Raw genomic sequence first — 22273 nt, 5'->3', positions numbered from 1 at the left:
CCGTTCAATAGATTCGTCGCCCGCACCTCTTTTTGAGGGCGAGCGACGACAACAATATGGCCGGTCGGGTTAGCAGCGCCTAAACCCTTTTGAAAAAAGGGCCGATGGCAGAATTTTTATCCGTCAGACCGGCTGGCTGCCCAGGACGGCCAGCAGGCGCGGATTGATCTTGCCGCTCGGAGCCATGCCGGTGCCGGTCTCGAAGGACTTGATGGCTTCGGCCGTCTTGGGGCCCGCCAGGCCGTCGGGGGTGCCGACATCAAAGCCCAGCTTGACCAGCGCCTGCTGCACCTTTGACACCACGTCCTTGGTGCTGATGGCCTGGCCGGGATCGAAATCCTTGGCCCAGGTGCCCAGCGGCGCAAAATTGGCAGCCAGGTCGATCGGCTCGGCCGTCCAGCCTGCAATGTCGGTGCCCAGGCGCTTGATCGCGTCGGCGGTCAGCGACTTGGCGATGTCATCGCGCGCCTTGCCGGCATCGGCATCCCCGCTGCGCGCTGCCAGCGAAAACCACTTGTAGGATTGCTCGAAATCCTGGTCGACGCCCAGCCCGCGGGCATAGAGCATGCCCAGGTTGAACTGGCTGTCGGTCATGCCCAGCTTTGCCGCCTTGGTGAACCACTCGGCTGCCGTCTCGAATTCCTGGTCGCCCAATTGGCCGCTGGCATAAAGCGCAGCCAGATTATGCATCGCCATGCGATTGCCTGCTTCGGCGCCGCGCTGATACCAGAGCTTGGCGACTTCGATATCCTTTTCGACGCCCGTGCCGGCCTCGTAGAGATTGCCCAACCGGTATTGCGCCGGCACGAACCCCTGCGCCGCCGAGCGCTCATACCATTTGGCCGCCTCGGCATAGTCCTGCTCGACCGCGCGGCCCTCGGTATAGATGGCGCCGATCTCGAACTGCGCCCGCGCATCGCCGTCAGCGGCAGCCTGCCGCAATTCCACGGGGCCAAGGGCCTCGGGCGGCAGCTCGAAACTCTCCGGCGCCGCCGCGGCAATGTCGGGAATACGGTCGGCCGTCGCGGCTTCCGGTGTCGGGGCCACGCTTTCGGGCACGATTGCGGCCCCTTCGGCCACCGGCAAAGTCAGCGCCGCCGGGATCGGGGCGGCAGCAGGTTTGCTGAAGCTCATCGGCGTGCCCGAATTGATCGAGCCCACCTGGGTGGTATCGATCATGTCGATCACCCGTGGGGTTGCCGTCGAGACATCGCCCACCGGCTGGTCGGCCGTCGGCGTCGGGTCGATCATCGTGCTTTCGACCGGCGGCGGCGTTGGCGCGGTGCGCGCCGCGTTCATGCGCTGCATGACCAGGTTCAGCGCCAGCATCGACACAGCCACCAGCGTCGCCGCCAGCAGCAGCGGGCGGCGATTGCGGGTCAGGAAACTCTGGCGCGGTGCAATCTCCTCGCCGGGCAGGCCGGTATCGGACAGCAGCGGCGCGGCCTCGGCCTTTTTGGCCTTCTTTTCCTTCACCGGCTTGGCCGGCTTCTCCGCTTTTTCAGCAGGCGGTGTCGCGGCTTGCTCGGGGTTTGCGGTCGGCTTGACCCGGGCCAGGGCGCGGCCGATCAGCGAATTGGTCGATGGCGCTCCGCCGGATGCCTCCTGCCGGGCAAGCTGGGCACGGCGAGCGGCGGCAACGAATGTGCTGGTGCTGCTCTGGGCAATTGGGGCTTCCACGCTCGGGGCAGGGGCCTCGACCGGCTCGGCGACAAAGGGGTCCGTGCTGGTGCTGGTCGCAAAGCTCGATTGCGGCTGGGGCGGGCGCTCCACCTTGTCCGGGTCAAACATCGGTCGCGGCATGATCGGCGCTTCGGACGCCAGTGGCTCCGGCGCCACGCGGCCACTGACTTTGGCTTCGAGTGCCGTACGCACCGGACCGGCATTGCCAAAGCCGGGATCGGTCAGCGGCGCGTCCACCGACGGATTGGCCGGCATGATATCGGCATCCTTGGCCGGCTTGATGGCGGCCAGTGCGGCTTTCACTTCGCTCAGGCTGTCGCCACCCACGGGCTTGAGGTCAGCCCGGAACGCAGCCAGGGGCCGCGTGTCCCGCCGATTGGCGAGGGCCGCTTCCAGCCGGGTCAGCCGTTCGGCCGTGTCCTTGCCTGCCGTGTTGAACAGCGCCGCCATCCGCTCTTCGAGCGCGGACATATTCTCGGGGTCGATCCCGCCCACAGCGCCAGCCGGCGCCGCCTTGCCGGCCCGCTCGGCGATCATGTCGGCCAGCTTGTCATAGTCAGGCGCCTTGCTGGCGCTTTTGAGCAGGCCGGTAATCTGGCTTTCAACGCTTTTGAGGCTATCGGCGCCAAACATGGCCACCGGTGCCGGCGCCTTGCGGGTCACCGCGTCGCTGGTGCGCTCGGCCACCATAGTGGCCAGGGCTTCGAGCCCGGAAATATCCTGCTGCTGGCTATAGAGCTTGGCGAGGCCATCGAGCTGGGCGCCGGTCTCGTCCATGCGCTGCATCAACAGCTTGAGCTGGTCTTCGACCTGCCCGTCGTCGGCGCGCTTGCTCAGCGCCTCGATCTGGGTCTCGATCTTGGCAAAACGTGGCTCCATGCCGGCCAAAACCGCGTCCCGCAGCGCCGCAATATCTTTCTTGAGCCCGGCAACGTCGCCATTGGCTGTTTTTAGCCCACCGATCTGGCTGGCCAGCGCATCGACCTTGCCCACCAGCAATTCAGGTTGCCCGCTGCCAGCCTGCATAGCCTGGGTAAACCCGGCCATTTCCGCGGTCAGCTTCTCGAAATCGCTCGACGACAGGGCGACATTCTTTTCGATGGAATCGATCCGGTCGTAGACATTGCGCACGCTTTTTTCGATCGCATGCATGGCGGGAGCCAAGGCCCCGGCGCCGTCCACCATTTCGCTCGCAGCGCGATCCTCGCGGATGACTTCGCGCTCCATCTGCTGGGCCTGCAATTCGGCAAGCTTGGCCACCGTGCCCGAAACATCGTCCAGCCGCTTGTTGATGGTGCTGAGATCGACCCGTGGGGCCTCCTCGATCATGGCGCCGAGCGCTGCGATCTGCACTTCGAGCCGCTTGACCTGGCCCGTTTCACCCACGGCGCCAGCCAGCAATTCCACCACATGGGCCAATTGCTCCACTTGGCTGGCCACTTCGCGGATATCGCCATCGGCGGCGCGCTGGGCGTGCAATTCATCCTCGAGCCGTTCCAGCCGTCCCGAAAGCCCGCCCACCAGGGCGCTCAATTCGCGGAATTCTGGCATATCGGCCGGCCGTCGGCCCAAAGCCGCCGCGGTCCCCGACATCTGCCGCCCGCGAATTTCGGCAATAGCCGAACTCAGCGGATCACGATCATCGTCCACGCCACGGTCGCTGAAGCGGTCCACCGCGCGCTTGACGGTGCGCAAAGCCTCCTGCCGCCGTACTATCGGCTCGGGACGCTCGACCTGGTCGCGCAGATTGCGCACCCGCTGGCTCAATCCGCTCAGGCCCGGGTCGACCCGCTCGGTCTGGGCGTAGCGCCCCTCCACCTGGTCCAATAGCGCCACCAATTCGCCACGCAGCGCCTGCCACTCGCCGGCGCGCGGCTCGTTGTCAGGGTCGGTGATGTCCGAAGTCTGGTAAGCGCGGGCCATGGTCAGTCCCTGTCATGAATCGACGTGCCCCTCGCGATTCAACACGAAGGTATGACGGTCACTCTTGGGAAAACATGGTAAAGAACCCGTTAAGCATTGCTGCAATATGCAAGACCATTAAGCGATTTGCGCCGATTTTTAGGGCTGTTGCCCATCCGAATCCGCAGTATTGCTGACTTGTGACTGCCACGGAGAGAGCCCGGCTTATGACTCGTCGCCGCATCATCATTGTCGATGACCATCCTTTGTTTCGTGCGGCGCTGCGGCAAACCCTGGCGGGGGGCGATGCGACGGTCAGCGTGGAAGAGGCCGGCGATCTCAATGGCCTGAGCGCTTCGCTCGAAACCGATCGCGATTGCGACCTGGTCCTGCTCGATCTCAATATGCCCGGCGTACGCGGCTTTTCCGGCCTGTTGCTGCTGCGCGCGCAATATCCCGACATTCCGGTGATGATCATCTCGGCCGTCGAGGACGGCACCGTGGTGCGCCGCGCTTTCGAGCTGGGCGCTGCCGGGTATCTCCACAAATCGGTCGGCCCTACCGAAATCCGCCGTGCCATTGAAACCGTGCTGTCCGGCGAGGTCTTCGTGCCCGATGGCATGACGCTGGGCGGCGAAGACAACCAGACCGCCCTGATGCGGCGCCTCTCCACCCTCACCCCCCAGCAGGTCCGCGTGCTGATGATGCTGAGCGACGGGCTGATGAACAAGCAGATCGCCTACGAACTCACCATTTCCGAGGCGACCGTCAAGGCCCACGTCTCGGCCATCCTGCAAAAGCTCGACGTCGATAGCCGCACCCAGGCCGTCATCGCCGCCGCCCGCATCGAGGAGGGCCAGTTCGAGGCGCTGTTCTCGACTGGCGGCGAAAAGGCTTAGTTGCGTTTGAAGACCTCATGGTGAGCTTGTCGAACCACGAGGTCGGGCGAGTGGAGGCCCGTATGCCACGACCTCGTCCTTCGACAAGCTCAGGATGAGGTCTACTTTAGCTGCTCACACCGCCCGCTTGGCCGCCCGCCCGCTTTGGTTGGCCAGCCCGCTGATCGCGGCCCGCAACGCGGCCGGCTTGACCGGCTTGGTCACCACCGCAATGCCGCGATCCTCGGCCAAGGCCCGTACCGCCGGGCTGCGGTCGGCCGTCACCAATGCTGCCGGCAAATGCCCGCCCAGATTGTGCCGCAGCCATTCGATGGCATCGAGCCCCGAGGTTTGCTCGAGGTGATAATCCATCAGCACCATATCGGGATACCACCCCTCCAATAGCCGCTCGCGGTCGATCTGCTTGAGCGAGAGCGCCGTGCGCACATCGCACCCCCAATGGGTCAGCAGCCCCTCCATCGCCTCCAGGATCGCCCGTTCATTGTCCACGCACAGCACCTTGACGTCGAGCACGCCCACATTGCTCTCGCTGGGCTCAATCCCGCTCTCGATACTGGCCTGGGTCGAGCGCGAGGCCGGCAGGAACAGCGAAAAGCGCGAGCCCCGGCCCTCCTGGCTGTCCAGTTCCAGCGTCAGCCCCAGCGTCGCCACCAGGCGCTGCACGATGGAAAGGCCTAAGCCCAAGCCCTGCGCCATGCGGGCGCCCCGGTCGAGCCGCGAAAATTCGGCAAACACCAGCTTGTGCTGATCCCTGTTGAAGCCGATGCCGGTATCGATCACGTCGATCCGGATGCGATTGCCGCGCCGCCGCGCTCCCACCAGTACCTTGCCGCCGCTGGGCGTATACTTGATCGCATTGGACACCAGGTTCTGCACGATGCGTCCCACCAGCATGCGGTCGGCCAGCACCACGGACTGGGTGTTCACGATGCGCAGCGTGATGGCCCGCTCCCGCGCCATGGGCGCGAATTCCACCTCGATGCGCTTGAGCAGATCGCGCGCGCTCACCGCGGTGGGCGCCGGCCGCACCGCGCCGCTATCGATGCGCGAAATATCGAGCAGCGCCGACATGATGTCTTCCACCGCCGTCAGCGAGGCCTCGATGGAATTGGCCAATTCGGCGAAGGCGGTCGACTTGGCCTGTTCGATCAGGGTGGAGGTATAGAGCCGCGCGGCATTGAGCGGTTGCAATAGATCGTGGCTCGCCGCCGCCAGAAACCGTGTCTTGTCATGGTTGGCGGCGTCGGCCTTGGCCCGCGCATTTTCAAGCTCGGTATTGACCCGGGTCAGCGCCGCGGTGCGTTCTTCCACGCGCCCTTCCAGCGACTGGTTCATCCGCTCCAGTTCGCGTTCGGCCCGCACCCGGGCGGTAACATCGGAAAAGCTGATGACCAGCCCGCCATCGGGCAGGCGCGAGGAATGAAATTCCAGCGTCTGGCCGGTATTGCCTAGCCGTTGGGTCACCGTCGAGGGCAGGGCAGTGAGGAGGTTGATGCGCTCGATCGCCAGCCGCGCGGCATCGCCCCGCCCCAGATCCCCGCGATCTCCCAGATAGAGCGCGATATCAAAGAGCGGCGTGCCGGGCCGGACCAATTCCTCGGGCAGCGCCAACAGCGTGTTGTAGCGCTTGTTGGAGGTGACCAGCCGCAGCCCGCTATCGAACACAGCCACCCCTTGCGGAATGTGATCCATCGCCTGGGCCAGGCTGGCTGGCATGATGTCGCGCTGGCTCGGCATGGAAGTCTGAACGCTCCGTTGTGGCGGCGACTATCCGCCCCTCTGCCAGGCCGCGCAAGATCGACTCTCGACCCATTGCCTTGTTGTCGCTAGTAATAAATCCTTAACCCGCCACGAGTGCGGCAGATGCCGACGGGGAAGTGGCCGGTCAAATAACGGAGAGGGCTTCTCATGCTAAAGGAATTTCGTGACTTCGCCATCAAGGGCAACATGATCGACCTGGCTATCGGCGTGATCATCGGTGCTGCCTTCGGCGCCATTGTATCATCGCTTGTGGACGACGTTTTCATGCCGCTGATCGGCCTGATCATCGGCGGTATCGATTTCTCCAATCTGTTCATTGTCCTGCACAATCCTGGTGAAGTTGCCGTTCCCTCGCTCGCCGCCGCCAAGGCCGCCGGCGTCGCCACGCTGAATATCGGCCTGTTCATCAACGCAATCGTGAAATTCACCATCATCGCCTTCGTGCTGTTCATGGTGGTCAAGGCGATCAATTCGCTCAAGCGCAAGGCCGCTGCCGAGCCGGTGGAAACCGCTCCTGCGCCGACCAAGGAAGAAGTGCTGCTCACCGAAATCCGTGACGCGCTGCGCGCCAATCCACGCTGAAAATCCAAAGGGGCCGGAAACATTCCGGCCTTTTTCTTGACACAATCATAGGACGAAAGTCTGTTGACCTTGAATAGAAAGGTAAATATACCTAGAAACTAGGTAATAACTCCTACGTGTTGTCCCGATGGGACGGCAGGAACACTTAGTGCAAAATACCGGGGCGATTTTCACCGCACGAATTCCGCTTCGTCACCCAGACCGGCGGCAGCGAGTGGCAGCGCGATATTGGAATCAAGCTGCAGGTGAATTTTTGAATTAAGCGAAACTTGCCAACTGGGCAGAGAGGGCAAAATGAGCGACCAGACCTATTATCATTCGTTTCTCAACCGTGACCGGCTGATCCACATTGTCGATGCCGATCCATCCACCTGCGAGGCGCTGAGCATTCTGTTCAGGCTCGAGGGTTTTCAGACAAGCTTTTCTCTCGATGCCAGCCATTTTCTGGCCAGCCTCGATCGCCGCCGCCCCGATGTGGTGGTGATCAATCTGCGGCTTGGCGAGGAAAGCGGCCTGGCCCTGCTGCGTCGTATCAAAGCCATGCGGACCGGCACGCCGGTGTTCATGCTGTCCGACACCCCCCAACTCGACGCGGCCGTAACCGCCATGAAGCTGGGTGCCTCCGACGTTATCAGCAAGCCCATCGATACCGAGCATTTCCTGGGCGTCGTGCGCGATGCCCTGCGCCGGGATGTGCATCTGGGCGCCATGCAAGGCGGCCGCCGCCCCGTCGAAGTGCGCGGCTTCTCCCAACTCACGCCCCGCGAACGCGAAGTGCTGCAATTGATTACCAACGGCCAATCCAACAAGGAAGCCGGCCGCGAACTGGGCATTTCCCCCCGCACCATCGAAGTGCACCGCGCCCGGGTGATGGAAAAACTCGGCGCTCGCAATACTGCGGACCTGATGCGGATCGTATTGACGAGCTAGGCCTTTAAGGGGGAGCGACTTCGCAGCTTGCGCTGTTCCCTCCATTCATCGTCATCACCCGGTTTACCCGGGTGATCCATCTCTCAGCGTGTGCGGGAGCGTGGATTGCCCGGACAAGCCGGGCGATGACGATGGAACTTGGCTTGGGAGAGCGCGGCAAAGTCCTAAAGAGAACCCTCGACGGGTCGTGAACCTACCCGCCCGTCGTCGGCAGCGTCAGATCGCCCGAGGTCAATTTCCGTGCCGTGATCGCTGCATCGGCCCGCTCGCGCGGCAGCTCGAGGCTGGTCCACACACTCACCAGCGCATGGCGCAACTCGAAGATCATCTCGTCGGTATGCAGCGGGGTCGGGGTAATGCGCAGCCGCTCGGTGCCTTTGGGCACGGTGGGGTAATTGATCGGCTGGATATAGATATTGTGCTTGTCGAGCAGCATGTCGCTGGCCGCCTTGCACTGGCGCGCATCGCCCACGATCAGCGGCACGATATGGGTTTCGGTTTCCATCACCGGCAGGCCCGCATCGGCCAGGATCGCCTTGGTCAGTCGGGCCTGGCGCTGGTGCAGCATGCGCTCCTGCCCATTGCCCTTGAGGTGTTCGATCGAAGCCCGCGCCGCCGCGCATAATGCCGGGGGCAGGGCCGTGGTGAAAATGAATTCAGGCGCATAGGACCGCACGGCATCAACGATGGCACGATTGGCCGCGATATAGCCACCCATCGTGCCAAAGCCCTTGGCCAGCGTGCCCTCGATGATATCGATGCGCTCCATCAGGCCGTCGCGCTCGGCAATGCCGCCGCCGCGCGGGCCATACATGCCCACGGCATGGACTTCATCGATATAGGTCAGCGCGCCGAATTCCTCGGCCAGGTCGCAGATGTCCTTGATCGGGGCGATATCGCCATCCATCGAATAGATCGATTCAAAGCAGATCAGCTTGGGCCGCTTGCGATCCACCTGCATCAGCAATTCGCGCAGATGCGCCACGTCATTGTGCCGGAAGATGACCTTCTGCATGCCCGATTGGCGCACGCCCTGGATCATCGAGGCATGGTTGAGCTGGTCGGAAAAGATCACGCAATCGGGCAGGAGCCGCGCAATGGTCGAGATCGCCGCTTCGTTAGACACAAAGCCCGAGGTGAATACCAGCGCCGCTTCCTTGCGATGCAGATCGGCCAGCGAGCGTTCCAGCTCGACCAGCGGGCGATTGGTGCCCGAAATATTGCGGGTGCCGCCGGCGCCAACGCCCAGCTTGCCGGCAGTCTCCTGCATGGCCGCGACCACCTTTTGGTGCTGGCCCATGCCCAGATAGTCATTGGAGCACCAGATGGTGATCTCGCGCGCATTGTCGGCGTCGTCGCGATAGATCGCTTTGGGGAAATGCCCGGCCACCCGTTCGAGATCGGCGAAAACGCGATAGCGTTTTTCCGCCCGCAGCGTATCCACTGCGTCTTCGAAGATACCGCGATAGTCCATTCGAACGTCCCTTTGTGCCCTGCCGCGGCCGATCCTTTGCCGGTCTGGCAGAATAGAAGAGTACCTAATCCTCGCGGCCAGCCATTGACATAGGTCAATTCGCCGCGCGGCTTTGCGGGGTCCGTCCGTGGGGGCGGTCGCGAGCAACATCAGACTCATTCTAAAGTGCAAAGGCTCTGCTGCCAATGCTTTGCATAGACTTTTGGCAAGCCGTCTTGCACGCCCCTCCGCCTCACGCTACCACTCCGGCGGAGGAGCCGTCATGACCCGATTTGCCCACTATCCCAGCCTGACCGGCATGCCGGTCGTCATCTCCGGCGGTGCCTCGGGCATCGGGGAAAGCCTGGTGCGCAATTTTGCCGCCCAGGGCGCCAGGGTCGGCTTCGTCGATATCGCGCTCGATGCCGGCGAAAAGCTTGCCGCCGAGCTGGTCGGGCAGGGCCAGGAAGTGCTGTTCACCCCCTGCGATGTCACCGAAACCGAAATCTACCAGGCCGCGATTGCCGGCTTTGCCGCCGCCCATGGCGATGCGCTGGCACTGGTCAACAACGCCGCCCATGACCAGCGCCACGATTGGACCGATGTCACCCCCGCCTATTGGGATGATCGCATGGCGGTCAATCTCAAGCATGCCTTCTTTGCCATTCAGGCCGTGGCGCCGGGCATGGTCCGCGCCGGGCGGGGCTCGATCATCAATACCGGCTCGATCAGCTGGATGATCATGTCCTCCCGCATCCCGATCTACGAAACCGCCAAGGCCGCTGCCCATGGGCTGACCCGCGCCATGGCGCGCGAATTGGGCGGCTCGGGCATTCGCGTCAATTCCCTGGTCCCCGGCTGGGTCATGACCGAGCGGCAATTGACCCATTGGCTCAATGCCGAGGGCGAGAAGCTGATCGATCAGAACCAGGTACTGGCCGGCCGCGTCTATCCCGACGACATTGCCCGCATGGCCCTGTTCCTTGCTGCCGATGACAGCGCCATGATTTCGGCCCAGCAATTCGTCGTCGATGGCGGCTGGGCCAATGCTTGAACCTCATTCTCGTTCATCACTTGTTCAGCATATTTGATTCATCACCTTCCTGCCGCATTCCATCCGCAAAACGGGCACTTAATCCTTCAGGGGGACAATCGATGAAATCCAAGATTCTCGTGGCTCTTGCCGCGACGCTGGCGCTGACCGCCTGCACCACCAATCCCTATACTGGTGAATCCCAGCTCTCCAATACGGCCGGCGGCGCGCTGATCGGCACGGGCGGCGGTGCCATTGCTGGTGCCCTAGTTGGCGCAGCCGTCGGTGGCGATCCGCGCGTTGGCGCCCTGATCGGCGCCGGCGTGGGTGGCCTCACCGGCGCTGCCATCGGCAGCTACATGGATCAGCAGGAGGCCGAATTGCGCGCCCAGCTGCAGGGGACCGGCGTTTCGGTGACCCGCGTTGGCCAGCAGATCATCCTCAACATGCCGTCCAACATCACTTTCGCCACCGACCAGTCCAATGTGCAGCCCCAGTTCAACCAGACCCTGGTCTCGGTGGCGCTGGTGCTCAAGAAGTTCGACAAGACCATTGTCGATGTCTATGGCCACACCGATAGCCAGGGCGATGACAATTACAATCTGTCGCTGTCCCAGCGCCGCGCCGTTTCGGTCGCCACGATCCTCGCCAATCAGGGCATCGACCAGCGCCGCTTCTTCATCGAAGGCAAGGGCGAATCAAGCCCGATCGCGTCCAACGCCACCGAACAGGGTCGCGCTCAGAACCGTCGCGTCGAAATCCAGATCTCGCCCATCAACGGCTGATCGGACCTCTATCCAGAATGAAAAGCGCGGCCTTGGTGCCGCGCTTTTTTATTGCGCCGGCGCCACCGGCTCCACCACCGGAGCCGACGTTGGTGTCGCCGGCTGCACATCACTGCCCGGCGCGCCGTTGAACATTTGCAGCACCAGCAGCACCGCAATCACGATCGCCAGCCCCACCACGCCGTAAAGCCACCAATTGGTCGGCCCGGTCGCGCCCACGGTCTCGTCATGCTCGCCCGCCACCTTGATCGGCGTGCCATCCGGCAAGTCGACACGCGCGCCATTCTCGTCGATCAGATTGTCCACATTGGCGACAGTGGGCGTCGGAGTCTTGGGTGCATCGGCCATGTTCGTCTCCCTCGGTTCTGCCGATTCAATGCCCGTTGCAGGCAGCGGTTCCAAGGCCGCGCCCACACCGGGCTTTTCGATCACGCTTTTTCTATCGCGGAACCCAAGGGGAAAAATTCGCGTTGCCCTAGCATCCAACGAAGAGGAGTTCGAAATGGCTCACGACGATATTCGCAACCGCGACCCCGACGTCAAGGAAACCCACGATCTGATCGCCTCCGACAAGGTCGAGGGTACCAAGGTCTACGATCCCCGTGGCGAGCACATTGGCTCCATCGAACGCATCCTGGTGGAAAAGCGCAGCGGCAAGGTATCCTACGCCGTCCTCAGCTTCGGCGGCTTCCTCGGCATGGGCCACGACCATTACCCACTCCCCTGGAGCAAGCTGAACTATGACGAAAGCCTGGGCGGCTACCGGGTCGACGTCACCAAGGACCAGCTCGAAGGCGCCCCCAAATACGATACCGACGACGAAGACTACTGGACCGCCGAAAACGGCCGCCGCGTCTACGACTATTACGGCGTCGCCCCATACTGGATCTAACCCCGGCAGCACGAGCCATGCACAGCCGGCGTCCTTCAAGGGCGCCGGTTTTCTGCGTCACTGCAGCGGCAGATCGATATCAGGAAAATCCGAATGGTGCTGCCGGACAGGATTGAACTGTCGGCCTCTCCCTTACCAAGGGAGTGCTCTACCACTGAGCTACGGCAGCATCTGCGCGGCGGGCTTGGCCCGGGTCCGGCGACGGGCGCTCTAGTGCCATAGGCCAAACCTCGACGCAAGGCCAAAAAGCGCATATCAACCTGCAAGTGCCAACCTGAGATCAAGGGGCCAAAGCCGCGGGCCGGCTTTTCGCCACAAACCTTGCGACAATACGGACTAATGCCGGACCGATGAGCAAATCCGAACAGGCGGCGCAGCGCGAGCAAAGACTGGCCGCCAAGCTGCGCGAAAATCTCAAACGCCGCAAAGGCCAGCTCAAGGCCCGTGCCGATGCCGATACGCGCTCACCCGGGATCGATCCGGCCGTCCAAGGGCAAACGGGCAATAAACCGTAAACCATTTTCGGGCTGAATTGACCCTCACGCCACAGGGTCGAAATCGCCACCATGTTTTCGACAAATCCGGCAGACATTTAAGATCATGGGGCGAAGGTGCTGATTCCAGCACGATCTCCCGCGTTCCGGGCCTGAGCCACATCGCCCGCCTTGTTGGCGGGGCACGATTCGGCTATTGAGGCCAGCTTTCACCCCAGGGGCGTTTCCGCCCCGCTTGAGGATATCCAGGATGGATCGCATTCGTTTGGTCGGCGGCAATGAACTGCACGGGGAAATCGTCATCTCCGGCGCCAAGAATGCCGCGCTGCCGCTGATGATCGCCTCGCTTTTGACCGATGAGCCGCTGGTGCTGCAAAATGTGCCGCGCCTCGCCGATGTCAAACAGCTCGAGCGCATCCTTGAAAACCACGGCGTCGATATTGCCGTGCATGGCCGCCGCCGCGGCGAGGATGAGGGCGTGGGCCAGCGCATGACCTTCCATGCCGCCGATATCGTCGACACCACCGCGCCCTATGACCTGGTCTCCAAGATGCGCGCCAGCTTCTGGGTCATCGGCCCGCTGCTGGCTCGCGAACACAATGCCCGTGTTTCCCTGCCCGGCGGCTGCGCCATCGGCACGCGGCCGGTTGATCTCTTCCTCTTCGGCCTCAAGGAGCTGGGCGCGGAAATCGACATCGATGAAGGCTATGTCGTGGTCAAGGCGCCCAAGGGCGGCCTCAAGGGCGCCCACATCGTCTTCCCCAAGGTGTCGGTCGGCGCTACCCACACTATCATGATGGCGGCGACGCTCGCCAAGGGCACGACCATTATCGAGAATGCCGCCCAGGAACCTGAAATCACCAATGTCGCCGAATGTCTCGTCGCCATGGGCGCCAAAATCTCGGGCATCGGCACGCGCACGCTGACCATTGAAGGCGTCGACAAGCTGCATGGCGCCACCGTAGACGTTATTCCCGACCGCATCGAAACCGGCACCTTCGCCATGGCCACCGCCATGACCGGCGGCAATGTGCTGCTCAAGGGCGCCCGCGCCGAGCATCTGGAAGCCGCCCTCGACATTTTGGGCCGGACCGGCACGGTGATCACCCCCGAGGCCGATGGCCTGCGCGTCTATCGCAATGGCAATGGCATCCAGCCGGTCGATATCGAAACCGATCCCTTCCCCGGTTTCCCCACGGACCTGCAGGCCCAGTTCATGGCGCTGATGACCATGAGCTCAGGCACCAGCCAGATCCGCGAAACCATTTTCGAAAATCGCTACATGCATGTGGCCGAACTGGCCCGCTTCGGCGCCGATATCACCGTTGATGGCCAGGTCGCCACGGTCACCGGCAAGTCCCAGCTCAAGGGCGCCCAGGTGATGGCAACCGATTTGCGCGCCTCGGTCTCACTGGTCATTGCCGGCCTCGCCGCCAAGGGTGAAACCGTGGTCAATCGGATCTATCACCTCGACCGCGGCTTCGAGCGGCTTGAAGACAAGCTGAGCCGTTGCGGCGCCGAAATCGAACGCCTCGCCGGCTAGCGCCATGAGCAGGCCGCACGGGTTATTCGCCTGGCATGACCTGCTGACTACGGATGTGGAGAAGGCCAAGGCCTTCTTCACCGCGACGCTGGACTGGACCTACGAGAATTACGATCTGGCCGGCGAACCCTATTTCGTCATCCGCTCGGGCGATGAAATGGTCGGCGGTCTTGGTACCTTGAACCAAGGCTATCTGGCTGGCCCACAATCCTATTGGCTGGGCTTTGTCGAAGTGAACGATATCGACCGCCGGTTCGCCATTGCCGTGGAGCACGGGGCCAGCGTAATTCGCGGTCCCCATGACGTGCCCGGCATCGGACGCCTTTGCGTACTGAGCGATCCCACCGGCGCCATTATCGGCTGGATGCAGGGGCTCTAATCCAGCGTCTGCCGATAGCGCATCATCGCCACCACCGAGATCACGCCGACGATCACCGCCAGCGCGAAAAACTCGCTGCCCAGATCCCAGCTATCGGCCCCTTTCAGCATCACCATACGCACCAGCCGCATGAAGTGTGTCGCCGGCACGGCGACACCGATGCTTTGTGCCCAGCCCGGCATGCCGGCAAAGGGAAACATGAAGCCACTCAGCAGGATCGAGGGCAGGATGGTGAAAAGGCTCAGTTGCATGGCCTGCATCTGATTGCGCGCCAGCGTCGAGATCAGAAAGCCCAGCGCCAGATTGCCAAGGATGAACAGATTGAAGCCGATGAAGAAGGCCATGAACGTGCCCTCGAACGGTACGCCGAACAGCGCAAACGCGGCCACGAGGAACACCGCGGTCTGCACATAGCCCACCAGCACATAGGGCAGGATTTTGCCCAGCATCACTTCGAATGGCCGCACCGGCGTCGAGATCAGCATTTCCATCGTGCCGCGCTCGCGCTCTTTGACGATCGCCACCGCAGTGATCATCACCATGGTCATTGAGAGGATGATGGCGAGCAGCCCCGGCACGATATTGGTCGAGGTCTTGCCCTCGGGGTTATAGGCGCGGTGTACGATGACGCCGAACGGGGCAGGGGCCCCCGCCGCCTGGGCCAGCGGCCCGGTCAGCGTCTGGCTCATCGCGCCCGCAATGATCCCGCTCAGCGCCGCCGTCGCGCCGCCCACCGCCGACGGGTCCGCCGCATCGGCAGCCACCAGAATATCGGGCCGCCGCCGACGGATCACATCGCGCTCGAAATGAGCGGGAATGACCACGACGAAATTGGCGCTGCCGCGCCGTAGCGCGTCTTCGCCTTCGCTGGGACCATGCACCACGCCTTCAAAATCGAAATAACCCGACGTCTGCATCCCCGCCAGCACCGCGCGCACCAAGGGACCGTCATCATTGACTTCGACCAGCGTCGGCAGATGGCGCGGATCGGTATTGATGGCAAAGCCGAACAGCAGCAATTGAATGATGGGCAGGCCGATCATCATGGCAAAGGTGACGCGGTCGCGCCGCATCTGGATGAATTCCTTGAGCAGCACCGCGCCAAAGCGCGACAGCGAGAAAAACCGGTTCATGCCGCATCCCGCGCGAAATTATCGCGCGCCCCCGTCATGAGGTAAATGAACGCTTCCTCAAGCCCCGCCGCCTGCAGGCTCCAGCGATAGCGACCCTTGGCCTCGTGTTGCCGCACCGTGTTTTCCAGCGCTGCCGCATCAGTGCCCGAGACATGCAGGGTCGAACCGAACCGCGCAATCTGCAGCACGCCAGGCTGCCCGGTAAGCTCGGCCTCCAGCGCGGCGAGGTCCGGCCCCTCCGCGCGCCAGGTGGTCAGCCCCACCATTTTGGGAATGTCGGCGGCCGGCCCGTCGATCAGCTTCTTGCCATAGGCGATATAGGTGATGAAATCGCACTGCACCGCCTCGTCCATGTAATGGGTCGAGACCAATACGGTGACGCCGGCCTTGCTCAGCCGGCGGATTTCATCCCAGAAATCGCGTCGCGCCTTGGGATCGACGCCTGCCGTGGGCTCGTCCAGCAGCAGCAATTGCGGGTCGTGGATCAGGCAGGCCGCCAGCGCCAGTCGCTGTTTCCAGCCACCCGACAGGGTACCCGCCAATTGTCCTGAGCGATCGGCCAGCCCCAGATCGGCCAGCGCGGCGCTCACCCGCTGGTCCCGATTGGCAATGCCATACATCCGCGCCACGAAATCGAGATTTTCGCGAATGGTCAGGTCTTCATAGAGGCTGAATTTCTGCGTCATATAGCCGACCTGCGTCTTGATCGCGGCGGCCTGCTTGCGCACATCAAATCCCAGGCACGTGCCTTGCCCCGCATCGGCCAGCAGCAACCCGCACAGCATACGGATCGTCGTGGTTTTCCCCGATCCATTCGGCCCCAGAAAGCCATAAATGGCGCCGCGCGGCACCCGGATGTCGAAATGGTCGACCACCAGCTTGTCGCCAAAGCTCTTGGTGAGCCCGGTCACGTCGATGACGTTTTCCTCGGTCACCGCGTCACCGTCACCGGCTGGCCCGGCCGTAAACCGCCGGGTGCTTCCAACTCGGCTTCCACCAGATAGACCAGCCGCCCGCGCTCCTCCTTCGAATAGATCACCGGCGGGGTGGTCTGCGGCTCGCTGGCGAAATAGGTGATCCGGGCTGACATGGCCGTGCAGCCATCGCATCCCACCTGCACCATGCCGCCCACCGCCAGCGCCGACCGGTCAGCCTCCGGCACGAAGAACCGGGCCTTGAGCGCCCCTGCTGGCAGGATCGAAACCACCGGCGTTCCCGCCGTCGCAATCTCGCCGGCGGAATAGAACAACCGATCCACAATGCCCGCCACCGGCGCCATGGTCTGGCGATCCCTCAGGTCAAGCTGCGCGCGATTGGCATCGGCGGCTGCAGCCTCCAACTCGGCCTCCGCCGCCACCTGTTGCGCATTGCGCGCCGGCAATTCGGCCACGCCCACTTGCGCCGTGAATTGGGCCACCTGCGCCTGCGCCGAGGCCAGCGCCGCCCGATCCTGCTCGACCCGCGCTTGCGTTGTCGTACCTGCCGCCAGCAACTTCTCGCTGCGCGCCAGGTTCGATTGCGCCAGCGCCAGATCCGAGCGCGCCTTGGCCAGCGAGGCACGGATCACGTCAATTTCCAGCGCCCGGCTGCCGGTCGTCAGATTATCCAGATTAGCCTCTGCCGATTGCCGGCGCGCCAGCGCTGCCGTCAGCAGCGCCTGCTGCTGCGCATCGTCCTGGGTGAACAGCATGTCACCCATGGCAACCGGCTGGCCCTCCGCCACCGCCATATCGGCAATGCGCCCGGCACCCACCGGCGCCACATAGACATAGTCAGCCTCCAGATATCCCGGATAGCCACCCGCATCACCCGCCCCACCGGGTAGCAAGGCCATCAACGCTGCGAAAATACCCCCGAGGAAATCGCTCATGGCCGCGCCTCCGCCGGTTGCGTGCTGATGCCGTGAAACAGGATATCGAGATGGTTGGCGACGAACCGGTCAAGCGCCAGGTCCCCGCCTTCCGGCATGATGCCGAACAATTCGCCCAGCGCCACATGGGCCAGCAGCGGTCCGATGATCGAGCGCACCGTCAGTTCGGGATCGACCTTGCGCAGTGTGCCACTGTCCACCCCGCGCCGGATCAACCGGACCAGTGCCGGCATCACCTTGTCGAGCACTTCGTTGCGATAGAACGTGGCGATGAAGGGAAAGCTCAGCACTTCCCGAAGGATCAGCTTGGGTACGGCGATCGCCTCGGGCCGCGCCAATTGCTGGATCAGTACAGTCAGCAGCATGGTGATGGGCACGCGCGGATCGCCCTCATAGGTCTCGAGATCCGGCAGCGCCCGCAGCGCAATCGGCGCCACCGCCCGCCGCACTATCCCCTCGATCAGCGCTTCCTTGGATGGAAAATACAGATAGACCGTGCCCTTGGACACGCCCGCCCGCCGCGCCACCTCATCCACCTTGGCCGCCGCATAGCCCTTCTCCACAAACACCGCCAGCGCCGCATCCAGCACCTCATCCGGCCGCGCCTCAGCCCGCCGGCGGAATTTCTTCGGTGTCTCGGTCATGGGTGGGCTCCAATGCGTTGCCGTACAAAATAACTGACTGGTCAGTTATTTGCAAGAGCGGTGTTCTTGGTGAGCGGGGAGGGCGGGAGGGAGGCAGAGGCGGGAGGCGGGGTGCTGCGGCCGAGGCAAACGGATAGCTAGGCAAGGCGCCTTTTTTTCCCCGCCCGCATTGCCCCCATGCCGGCAAACTTGTAGATCGGGTATTGCGTGACCAGATAGGGTCGTCTCGACACACAAAAGGCCGCCAATACCATGACCGATCTCAAGCTTCTGGCGCTTGATACCGAAGATCTCGATGTGCTGTCCGCCCATGTGCAGGATGCCGTGGTGCGGGTGGCAGATATGGGCTATGCCCGCGGCGACCGGCGCTTTGCCCTGCTGATGAACCGCTATGATTGGGAAAGCGACAAGCCGCGTGGCAAGGGCGTGCGCAAGCGCGCCGCGCTGCATTTCGATGCCGTCCAATCGGTGGTAACCGCCGGGTTCGATCCCAACGCCCATGATGGCGTGCTGAACCTGCTCGCCATCACCTTCATCCCCATCGATGGTCCGGCCGGCATGGTCGAGCTCAGCTTTGCCGGCGGCGGCACCGTCCGGCTCGGCGTCGAATGCCTTGAAGCCCGCCTCTCCGATCTGGGCGCCGCCTGGGCCGCCACCGCCAAGCCCGCCCACACGCTCGACTGACCAATCCTTAGACCGACAGGAATCTCATGCCGATCCGCCTCGACAGCGCCAGCCCCGATTTCGAGCAAGCCTTTGTCGCTCTGCTCGGCGGCAAGCGTGAAAGCAGCCAGGAAGTGGGCGACATCGTCGCATCCATCATCGCCGACGTGCGCGCGCGCGGCGACGTTGCCGTGGCGGAACTGACCAATAAATTCGACCATGCCGGCGTCACCCCGGACACACTCAAATTCAGCCAGGACGAGATCGACGCCGCCACCGCCCGCGTCACCCCTGACGTCATGAGCGCGCTGCAATTCGCCCATGACCGCATCCGGGCCCACCACGAAAAGCAGCGGCCCGAAGATCACATTTATACCGATGATCTGGGCGTCACCCTGGGCACCCGCTGGACGGCGATCGACGCCGTCGGCATCTATGTGCCGGGGGGGCTGGCCTCCTATCCCTCCTCGGTGCTGATGAATGCGGTGCCCGCCAAGGTTGCCGGCGTCGAGCGCATCGCCATGGTCGTGCCCACGCCCAATGGCCAGCTCGCTTCGGCCATTCTCGCCGCCGCCAGGATTGCCGGCGTCACCGAAATCTACCGGATCGGCGGCGCCCAGGCTATCGCGGCCCTTGCCTATGGCACCGCTGCCATCCCCCGCGTCGACAAGGTCGTCGGCCCCGGCAATGCCTTTGTCGCCACCGCCAAGCGCCAGGTCTTCGGCCAGGTCGGCATCGACATGATCGCCGGCCCCTCCGAAGTCCTGGTCATCGCCGATGGCTCGGCCAACCCCGCCTGGGTTGCCGCTGATCTGATCGCCCAGGCCGAACACGGGGCAGGGGCCCAGTCCATTCTCGTCACCACCGAAAAAGGCCTGGCCGACGCGGTCGACGCCGAGGTCGATCGCCAGCTCTCCCTCCTGCCCAAGCAGACCATTGCCCGCCAGGGCTGGGACGAATTCGGCGCCATTATCACCGTCGGCTCGCTCGATGAAGCGGCGGACCTGGCCAATCGCATCGCCTCCGAACACGTCGAACTGGCGCTCGATGATCCCGAAATGATTCTCCCCGCCATCCGCCATGCCGGCGCGATCTTCCTTGGCCACCACACGCCCGAAGCCATTGGCGATTATGTCGGCGGCTCCAACCACGTGCTGCCCACCGCCCGCTCGGCGCGATTCGCTTCAGGCCTTGGCGTGCTCGACTTCATGAAGCGCACCTCGATCCTGCGCTGCGATCCCAGCTCGCTTGCCGCCTTGCGCGAGGCCGCCGTCACCATTGCCGAAGTGGAAGCCCTTGATGGCCATGGACGGTCCATTTCCATCCGGCTCAATCATTGAGCATTACGATGGGAACAGCGGGCGAAATCGCAACGACCGATCGCCTGGTGACCGTCACGCTCGACCCCAACACCATCACCTCGATCAATCCCGACGAGGTGCATGAATGGCGCATCGCCATTTATGACCTGCTCGAAAACAACAGCTTCCGGCCCGCCCGCGTTGCCGCCAAGGGGCCGTTCGCGCTGCATATGTCGATTATCGGCAATTTCATCGTGCTCGATGTGCGCCACCCCGAAACCTTCCAGCCCATCGCCGCCCATTACCTCTCGCTTACCCCGTTCCGCCGGCTGATCCGCGACTATTTCCGCATCCGCGACGCCTATTACGAGGCCATCCGGTCCGCCCAGCCCTTCCAGATCGAAACCGTCGATATGGCTCGGCGGGGCCTCCATAATGACGCCGCCGAGCTGCTGCGCACCCGCCTCACCAACAAGATCATCATCGATCTCAATACCGCCCGGCGCCTCTTCACCCTCATCTGCGCCGTCCAGCCCTATGCCAGCCGGATCGACGAGAGCAAAAGCGAATTGCCCAGCGTGCTGTTTGTCTGCTCGATGAATTCGGTGCGCTCGCCCATTGCGGCGGCCCTCGCGCGCCAGGCGTTTCCTGGCCGTATCATTGCCCGCTCGGTGGGCGTCAACGGCGGCAAGGCCGATCAGTTCGTCCATGAGGTCATGGAAGAGATCGGCATTGATATGAGCGTGCACACGCCCCATATCCTGGATGAACTGGTTGCCAACCGTTTCGATCTCGTCATCACCCTTTCCGACGATGCTCCCGAAGCCGTGGCCCGCAAGGGTCTCGAGGCCGGTGCGGTTGAGCAATGGCAGGTGGCCGATCCTTCGCTTGTGGAGGGCAGCCGCGAGCTGATTTTGCAGGCCTATCGCGATCTGCGCGATAGCCTGCGCAAGCGCGTGCGCACGCGCTTGGAACCATTGGTTTCAGGAGCGCTTCCAGCAAAAGTAGACACCACTTTTGCGGTTCGGAAGGGCGACCAGAACTGACTTGCGCGGACGTGGCGCAAGTGGTTCACAAATCCTTTGAATTCCTATAGGTTGCGCGCAATTTCCGGCCCCCGGGCGGCAAATCGATGCCCCGTGGGTCCTTTCAGGAGACAGTATGGCGAAGGAAGAAGTGCTCGAATTTCCGGGCGTGGTAACTGAATTGCTTCCCAACGCGACCTTCCGGGTCAAGTTGGAAAACGAGCATGAAATCATTGCTCACACCGCTGGCCGCATGCGCAAGAATCGCATCCGTGTGCTGGCTGGCGACAAGGTCCTGTGCGAAATGACGCCCTATGACCTGACCAAGGGTCGCATCACCTACCGCTTTAAGTAAGGCACCGCGCCGATGGCCAGCCGTCCGGAACTCATCCTGGCTTCCGCCTCGCCGCGGCGTCTTGCCTTGCTCAACCAGATTGGCATCGAGCCCGAGCATCTGGTGCCCGCCCACGTCGATGAAACCCCCGAAAAGGGTGAATTGCCGCGCAAGCTGGCCCAGCGCTTGGCCGATCTGAAGGCTTTGACCGCTCAACACAAGGCGCGCTCCGCCGGCTATGGCGCCGGGGCCCTCGTGTTGGCCGCCGATACGGTGGTTGCCGTTGGCCGCCGCATCCTGCCCAAGGCCGAGACTATGGAAGAGGCATCCCAATGCCTTGCGCTGCTCTCGGGCCGCGCCCATCGCGTCTATACCGCGCTGACCGTTCTGACGCCCTCGGGCGCCAAGCGCCAGCGCCTGGTCGAAACCCGCATCCGCTTCAAGCGCCTCTCCACCCGCGAGATGGAAGCCTATCTGGCCTCAGCAGAATGGCGCGACAAAGCCGGCGGCTACGCCATCCAGGGCATTGCCGGGGCCTTCGTCGTCAAGCTTGTTGGCTCCTATACCGGCGTCGTCGGCCTGCCCCTGGCAGAAACCGCCTCGGTCCTCGCCGGGGAGGGCTATCCGGTTCATTTCAACTGGCTCAACCAATCCGCGCTGTCCGGCGTCTGATGGCTAAGGTCCCCGTCAAAACCTGCCCCATTTGCGGCAAGCCTGCGGTCGAAAAATACCGCCCCTTCTGCTCCGCCCGCTGCGCCGATGTCGATCTCAATCGCTGGTTCACCGGCAGCTACGTCATCCCCGCCCGCGATGACGAGCCGGTCAATGACACCTCCATCCCCGGCGCCGACGAAGACGACAATATTTAGTCATCGCGGGACTATGCCGAGTAGACCTCATGGTGAGCCTGTCGAACCACGAGGTCGTGCCGCTATTCCTGCACCATTCCCAAACTCCTTTTCCACAC

General features: G+C 63.2%; 23 protein-coding genes, 1 tRNA gene and 1 pseudogene. 16 read left to right on the top strand and 9 right to left on the bottom strand.

The window, feature by feature from the left end:
• Positions 1–123 precede the first annotated feature (123 nt).
• Positions 124–3606, bottom strand: coding sequence for a peptidoglycan-binding protein (locus tag N8A98_RS05365; protein WP_262169750.1), 3483 nt, complete (start codon positions 3604–3606; stop codon positions 124–126).
• A gap of 206 nt (positions 3607–3812) precedes the next feature.
• On the opposite strand from N8A98_RS05365, the gene N8A98_RS05360 reads away from it, so the two are divergent.
• Positions 3813–4484, top strand: a complete 672-nt coding sequence (locus N8A98_RS05360; protein WP_113123771.1) for a response regulator — start codon at positions 3813–3815, stop codon at positions 4482–4484.
• 114 nt (positions 4485–4598) lie between these two features.
• Here N8A98_RS05360 and N8A98_RS05355 read toward each other — a convergent pair whose 3' ends face one another.
• On the bottom strand, positions 4599–6221 hold the full coding sequence (locus N8A98_RS05355) for an ATP-binding response regulator (RefSeq protein WP_113123772.1): 1623 nt from the start codon (positions 6219–6221) through the stop codon (positions 4599–4601).
• A 171-nt stretch (positions 6222–6392) separates the two neighbouring features.
• On the opposite strand from N8A98_RS05355, the gene mscL reads away from it, so the two are divergent.
• Both mscL and N8A98_RS05345 read left to right on the top strand, forming a co-directional pair.
• Positions 6393–6827 (top strand): large conductance mechanosensitive channel protein MscL, encoded by a 435-nt coding sequence (gene mscL / locus N8A98_RS05350; protein WP_113123773.1) that lies wholly within the window; start codon positions 6393–6395, stop codon positions 6825–6827.
• Positions 6828–7121: 294 nt separating this feature from the next.
• Positions 7122–7757 (top strand): response regulator transcription factor, encoded by a 636-nt coding sequence (locus N8A98_RS05345; protein ID WP_162740483.1) that lies wholly within the window; start codon positions 7122–7124, stop codon positions 7755–7757.
• A 193-nt stretch (positions 7758–7950) separates the two neighbouring features.
• Here the strand turns inward: N8A98_RS05345 and hemA are convergent, their stop codons facing one another.
• The gene (gene hemA / locus N8A98_RS05340) at positions 7951–9231 is read right to left on the bottom strand and encodes a 5-aminolevulinate synthase (protein WP_113124037.1); all 1281 of its coding nucleotides are present in this window, start codon (positions 9229–9231) and stop codon (positions 7951–7953) included.
• A gap of 262 nt (positions 9232–9493) precedes the next feature.
• On the opposite strand from hemA, the gene N8A98_RS05335 reads away from it, so the two are divergent.
• Both N8A98_RS05335 and N8A98_RS05330 read left to right on the top strand, forming a co-directional pair.
• Complete coding sequence (locus N8A98_RS05335) at positions 9494–10264, top strand: SDR family NAD(P)-dependent oxidoreductase (protein WP_262169747.1); 771 nt, start codon at positions 9494–9496, stop codon at positions 10262–10264.
• A 101-nt stretch (positions 10265–10365) separates the two neighbouring features.
• Positions 10366–11028: a YiaD family glycine zipper/OmpA-like lipoprotein gene (locus N8A98_RS05330; protein ID WP_113124039.1), complete on the top strand. Its 663-nt coding sequence runs from the start codon at positions 10366–10368 to the stop codon at positions 11026–11028.
• A gap of 48 nt (positions 11029–11076) precedes the next feature.
• On the opposite strand, the gene N8A98_RS05325 is transcribed toward N8A98_RS05330, so the two are convergent.
• On the bottom strand, positions 11077–11376 hold the full coding sequence (locus N8A98_RS05325; RefSeq protein WP_262169745.1) for a hypothetical protein: 300 nt from the start codon (positions 11374–11376) through the stop codon (positions 11077–11079).
• Between the two features lie 154 nt (positions 11377–11530).
• Here N8A98_RS05325 and N8A98_RS05320 point away from each other — a divergent pair, with 154 nt between their 5' ends.
• The gene (locus N8A98_RS05320; RefSeq protein WP_262169744.1) at positions 11531–11920 is read left to right on the top strand and encodes a PRC-barrel domain-containing protein; all 390 of its coding nucleotides are present in this window, start codon (positions 11531–11533) and stop codon (positions 11918–11920) included.
• A 94-nt stretch (positions 11921–12014) separates the two neighbouring features.
• Here the strand turns inward: N8A98_RS05320 and N8A98_RS05315 are convergent.
• Positions 12015–12089: transfer RNA gene (locus N8A98_RS05315), tRNA-Thr, on the bottom strand.
• 181 nt (positions 12090–12270) lie between these two features.
• Here N8A98_RS05315 and N8A98_RS05310 point away from each other — a divergent pair.
• The 3 genes from N8A98_RS05310 (at position 12271) to N8A98_RS05300 (ending at position 14336) form a co-directional block, all read left to right on the top strand.
• Positions 12271–12435 carry a hypothetical protein gene (locus tag N8A98_RS05310; RefSeq protein WP_262169743.1) on the top strand — a complete coding sequence of 55 codons (165 nt, stop codon included), beginning with the start codon at positions 12271–12273 and terminating at the stop codon, positions 12433–12435.
• Positions 12436–12664: 229 nt separating this feature from the next.
• Positions 12665–13957, top strand: coding sequence for a UDP-N-acetylglucosamine 1-carboxyvinyltransferase (murA, locus tag N8A98_RS05305; RefSeq protein WP_113121644.1), 1293 nt, complete (start codon positions 12665–12667; stop codon positions 13955–13957).
• Positions 13958–13961: 4 nt separating this feature from the next.
• Positions 13962–14336: a VOC family protein gene (locus N8A98_RS05300; protein WP_262169741.1), complete on the top strand. Its 375-nt coding sequence runs from the start codon at positions 13962–13964 to the stop codon at positions 14334–14336.
• Here N8A98_RS05300 and N8A98_RS05295 read toward each other — a convergent pair.
• The 4 genes from N8A98_RS05295 to N8A98_RS05280 are packed head-to-tail and all read right to left on the bottom strand — an operon-like array spanning position 14333 to position 17983.
• On the bottom strand, positions 14333–15469 hold the full coding sequence (locus tag N8A98_RS05295) for an ABC transporter permease (protein WP_262169739.1): 1137 nt from the start codon (positions 15467–15469) through the stop codon (positions 14333–14335). The two genes, N8A98_RS05300 and N8A98_RS05295, sit on opposite strands and share 4 nt — an antisense overlap.
• On the bottom strand, positions 15466–16404 hold the full coding sequence (locus tag N8A98_RS05290) for an ABC transporter ATP-binding protein (protein WP_262169738.1): 939 nt from the start codon (positions 16402–16404) through the stop codon (positions 15466–15468). The genes N8A98_RS05295 and N8A98_RS05290 overlap by 4 nt, the downstream gene beginning before the upstream one ends.
• Positions 16401–17339 (bottom strand): HlyD family secretion protein, encoded by a 939-nt coding sequence (locus N8A98_RS05285; protein ID WP_262169737.1) that lies wholly within the window; start codon positions 17337–17339, stop codon positions 16401–16403. The genes N8A98_RS05290 and N8A98_RS05285 overlap by 4 nt, the downstream gene beginning before the upstream one ends.
• The gene (locus N8A98_RS05280) at positions 17336–17983 is read right to left on the bottom strand and encodes a TetR/AcrR family transcriptional regulator (RefSeq protein ID WP_262169736.1); all 648 of its coding nucleotides are present in this window, start codon (positions 17981–17983) and stop codon (positions 17336–17338) included. The genes N8A98_RS05285 and N8A98_RS05280 overlap by 4 nt, the downstream gene beginning before the upstream one ends.
• A gap of 252 nt (positions 17984–18235) precedes the next feature.
• Here N8A98_RS05280 and N8A98_RS05275 point away from each other — a divergent pair, with 252 nt between their 5' ends.
• The 7 genes and pseudogenes from N8A98_RS05275 to yacG all read left to right on the top strand — a co-directional run bounded on the left by N8A98_RS05275 (position 18236) and on the right by yacG (position 22175).
• Entirely contained in the window at positions 18236–18667 is a 432-nt protein-coding gene (locus tag N8A98_RS05275) for a DUF2948 family protein (RefSeq protein ID WP_262169735.1), read from the top strand.
• A gap of 26 nt (positions 18668–18693) precedes the next feature.
• Positions 18694–19986, top strand: a complete 1293-nt coding sequence (gene hisD / locus N8A98_RS05270; RefSeq protein WP_262169733.1) for a histidinol dehydrogenase — start codon at positions 18694–18696, stop codon at positions 19984–19986.
• A gap of 8 nt (positions 19987–19994) precedes the next feature.
• Positions 19995–20468 (top strand): annotated as a pseudogene (locus N8A98_RS05265) (UPF0262 family protein); the annotation flags it as partial.
• 75 nt (positions 20469–20543) lie between these two features.
• Positions 20544–20993 (top strand): arsenate reductase/protein-tyrosine-phosphatase family protein, encoded by a 450-nt coding sequence (locus N8A98_RS05260; protein ID WP_262171891.1) that lies wholly within the window; start codon positions 20544–20546, stop codon positions 20991–20993.
• 115 nt (positions 20994–21108) lie between these two features.
• The gene (gene infA / locus N8A98_RS05255) at positions 21109–21327 is read left to right on the top strand and encodes a translation initiation factor IF-1 (protein ID WP_035082742.1); all 219 of its coding nucleotides are present in this window, start codon (positions 21109–21111) and stop codon (positions 21325–21327) included.
• A gap of 12 nt (positions 21328–21339) precedes the next feature.
• Complete coding sequence (locus N8A98_RS05250; RefSeq protein ID WP_113124003.1) at positions 21340–21978, top strand: Maf-like protein; 639 nt, start codon at positions 21340–21342, stop codon at positions 21976–21978.
• The gene (gene yacG / locus N8A98_RS05245) at positions 21978–22175 is read left to right on the top strand and encodes a DNA gyrase inhibitor YacG (protein ID WP_262169728.1); all 198 of its coding nucleotides are present in this window, start codon (positions 21978–21980) and stop codon (positions 22173–22175) included. Before N8A98_RS05250 ends, yacG begins: the two co-directional genes overlap by 1 nt.
• Positions 22176–22273: the final 98 nt, after the last annotated feature.

Source organism: Devosia neptuniae, assembly GCF_025452235.1.
Lineage (GTDB): Bacteria > Pseudomonadota > Alphaproteobacteria > Rhizobiales > Devosiaceae > Devosia.
This window is presented reverse-complemented; position numbering and strand designations above follow the sequence as displayed.

Coding starts and splice junctions, on each gene's coding strand:
- N8A98_RS05365 (WP_262169750.1), bottom strand. CDS start 3,606: ATGGCCCGCGCTTACCAGACTTCGGACATCACCGACCCTGACAACGAG.
- N8A98_RS05360 (WP_113123771.1), top strand. CDS start 3,813: ATGACTCGTCGCCGCATCATCATTGTCGATGACCATCCTTTGTTTCGT.
- N8A98_RS05355 (WP_113123772.1), bottom strand. CDS start 6,221: ATGCCGAGCCAGCGCGACATCATGCCAGCCAGCCTGGCCCAGGCGATG.
- mscL (WP_113123773.1), top strand. CDS start 6,393: ATGCTAAAGGAATTTCGTGACTTCGCCATCAAGGGCAACATGATCGAC.
- N8A98_RS05345 (WP_162740483.1), top strand. CDS start 7,122: ATGAGCGACCAGACCTATTATCATTCGTTTCTCAACCGTGACCGGCTG.
- hemA (WP_113124037.1), bottom strand. CDS start 9,231: ATGGACTATCGCGGTATCTTCGAAGACGCAGTGGATACGCTGCGGGCG.
- N8A98_RS05335 (WP_262169747.1), top strand. CDS start 9,494: ATGACCCGATTTGCCCACTATCCCAGCCTGACCGGCATGCCGGTCGTC.
- N8A98_RS05330 (WP_113124039.1), top strand. CDS start 10,366: ATGAAATCCAAGATTCTCGTGGCTCTTGCCGCGACGCTGGCGCTGACC.
- N8A98_RS05325 (WP_262169745.1), bottom strand. CDS start 11,376: ATGGCCGATGCACCCAAGACTCCGACGCCCACTGTCGCCAATGTGGAC.
- N8A98_RS05320 (WP_262169744.1), top strand. CDS start 11,531: ATGGCTCACGACGATATTCGCAACCGCGACCCCGACGTCAAGGAAACC.
- N8A98_RS05310 (WP_262169743.1), top strand. CDS start 12,271: ATGAGCAAATCCGAACAGGCGGCGCAGCGCGAGCAAAGACTGGCCGCC.
- murA (WP_113121644.1), top strand. CDS start 12,665: ATGGATCGCATTCGTTTGGTCGGCGGCAATGAACTGCACGGGGAAATC.
- N8A98_RS05300 (WP_262169741.1), top strand. CDS start 13,962: ATGAGCAGGCCGCACGGGTTATTCGCCTGGCATGACCTGCTGACTACG.
- N8A98_RS05295 (WP_262169739.1), bottom strand. CDS start 15,469: ATGAACCGGTTTTTCTCGCTGTCGCGCTTTGGCGCGGTGCTGCTCAAG.
- N8A98_RS05285 (WP_262169737.1), bottom strand. CDS start 17,339: ATGAGCGATTTCCTCGGGGGTATTTTCGCAGCGTTGATGGCCTTGCTA.
- N8A98_RS05280 (WP_262169736.1), bottom strand. CDS start 17,983: ATGACCGAGACACCGAAGAAATTCCGCCGGCGGGCTGAGGCGCGGCCG.
- N8A98_RS05275 (WP_262169735.1), top strand. CDS start 18,236: ATGACCGATCTCAAGCTTCTGGCGCTTGATACCGAAGATCTCGATGTG.
- hisD (WP_262169733.1), top strand. CDS start 18,694: ATGCCGATCCGCCTCGACAGCGCCAGCCCCGATTTCGAGCAAGCCTTT.
- N8A98_RS05260 (WP_262171891.1), top strand. CDS start 20,544: ATGAATTCGGTGCGCTCGCCCATTGCGGCGGCCCTCGCGCGCCAGGCG.
- infA (WP_035082742.1), top strand. CDS start 21,109: ATGGCGAAGGAAGAAGTGCTCGAATTTCCGGGCGTGGTAACTGAATTG.
- N8A98_RS05250 (WP_113124003.1), top strand. CDS start 21,340: ATGGCCAGCCGTCCGGAACTCATCCTGGCTTCCGCCTCGCCGCGGCGT.
- yacG (WP_262169728.1), top strand. CDS start 21,978: ATGGCTAAGGTCCCCGTCAAAACCTGCCCCATTTGCGGCAAGCCTGCG.